Source organism: Paraburkholderia sp. (genome assembly GCF_049581445.1).
Lineage (GTDB): Bacteria > Pseudomonadota > Gammaproteobacteria > Burkholderiales > Burkholderiaceae > Paraburkholderia.
The window spans coordinates 1-1819 of the sequence record NZ_JBAURZ010000398.1; the positions used below are offsets into that span (position 1 = coordinate 1).

General features: G+C 64.7%; 2 protein-coding genes. Both read left to right on the plus strand.

The genetic code is table 11. The features are described 5' to 3' along the window. Positions 1-1398, plus strand: a 1398-nt coding sequence (gene fliI, locus WCA85_RS34545; protein ID WP_424070163.1) for a flagellar protein export ATPase FliI, incomplete at its 5' end; no start/stop codon positions are given. A gap of 2 nt (positions 1399-1400) precedes the next feature. Beyond that, positions 1401-1819: flagellar export protein FliJ (gene fliJ, locus WCA85_RS34550; protein WP_424070164.1), on the plus strand; the 419-nt coding region annotated here is incomplete at its 3' end.

The window sequence follows — 1819 nt, forward strand, 5'->3', positions numbered from 1 at the left end:
CCCGATCCCGCGCTCGCCGATAACCCGCATATGAACGCATGGCGTGCGCAACTGGAAGGACTGCGGGCGCGCAACGCCATTGCCAAGCCGATGCGCGCCTGCGGACGCCTCACACGCGCTGCGGGTCTCGTGCTCGAAGCGGTCGGGTTGCGCCTGTCGGTTGGCGCGGAAGTCATGATCGAACTCCCCTTGGGCAGTTCGTTGCCGATGGCCGAAGCCGAAGTGGTCGGCTTTGCCGGCGACAAGCTGTTCCTGATGCCGACCACTGAAGTGATCGGCCTGTTGCCGGGCGCTCGCGTCTATCCGCTCGAAAGCGCGCCGATTGCCGACCCGATGGCCGGCGCGAAGCGCTTGCCGGTGGGCTGGGAACTGCTCGGACGGGTGCTCGACGCCTCGGGCCGCCCGCTCGACGGACTCGGCCCGCTCGGCACGAAGACGGACGCGCCGCTCTCCGCACCGACCATCAATCCGCTGAACCGTGAGCCGATCCATAAGGTGCTGGACGTCGGCGTGCGCGCGATCAACGCGCTGCTCACCGTGGGCCGCGGCCAGCGCATGGGGCTTTTTGCCGGCTCGGGCGTGGGTAAATCGGTGCTGCTCGGCACGATGGCGCGCTACACCAGCGCCGAAGTAATCGTGATCGGCCTGATCGGCGAACGCGGCCGCGAAGTGAAGGAATTCATCGAACAGATTCTCGGCGAAGAAGGTCTCGCGCGCTCGGTGGTGATCGCCGCACCGGCGGACGTGTCACCGCTGCTGCGGATGCAGGCTGCTGCGTATTCGACCTCGCTTGCTGAATATTTCCGCGACCAAGGCAAGCACGTGCTGCTGCTGATGGATTCGCTGACCCGCTATGCAATGGCACAGCGCGAAATCGCATTGGCCGTGGGTGAGCCGCCCGCCACCAAAGGCTATCCGCCTTCGGTTTTCGCCAAGCTGCCGGCGCTCGTCGAGCGCACCGGCAACGGCCCGGCGGGCGGCGGTTCGATTACCGCGTTCTATACGGTGCTGACCGAAGGCGATGACCAGCAGGACCCGATCGCCGACTCGGCGCGTGCGATTCTCGACGGCCATATTGTGCTGTCGCGCTCGCTGGCCGAAGCCGGCCACTATCCGGCCATCGACATCGAAGCATCGATCAGCCGCGCGATGACCGCGCTGATCGACGACCCGCATCTGGAAAAAACGCGTCTGTTCAAACAGATGCTGTCGCGTTACCAGCGTAATCGCGACCTGATTAACGTAGGCGCCTATTCGAGCGGACGCGATGCGTTGCTCGACCGGGCCATTGCTCTGTATCCGCGCATCGAAGCGTTTTTGCAGCAAGGCTATCGCGAGTGCGCGGATTTCAATGGCAGTTTGCAAAGACTCGACGCGCTGTTTGCCCAAGGAGGCTGACGATGGCGAAACATTTTCCGATCAAGACGCTTATCGACCTCGCACAGGACGATGTAGACGCTGCAGCGCAACGCCTTGGCCGCGCACAACGCGAGGCTGCCGACGCGCAGGCGCAGCTCGACGCCCTGGTGCGTTACCGCGACGAGTATCACGCACGCTTTACGAATTCCGCGCAATCGGGAATGCCGGCCGGCAACATGCGCAATTTCCAGGCATTTATCGACACGCTCGACGCCGCCATCGAGCAGCAGCGCAGGCTGGTGCACGCGGCCACCGGGCGTGTCGAAACCGCCAAGCCCGATTGGCAGCGTAACAAACAGAAGCTAGGCTCGTACGAAGTGCTGCAGGCTCGCGGCGACGCAGCGGAAGCGCAGCAGCACGCGCGGCGCGAACAGCGCGACGCCGACGAGCATGCCGCGCG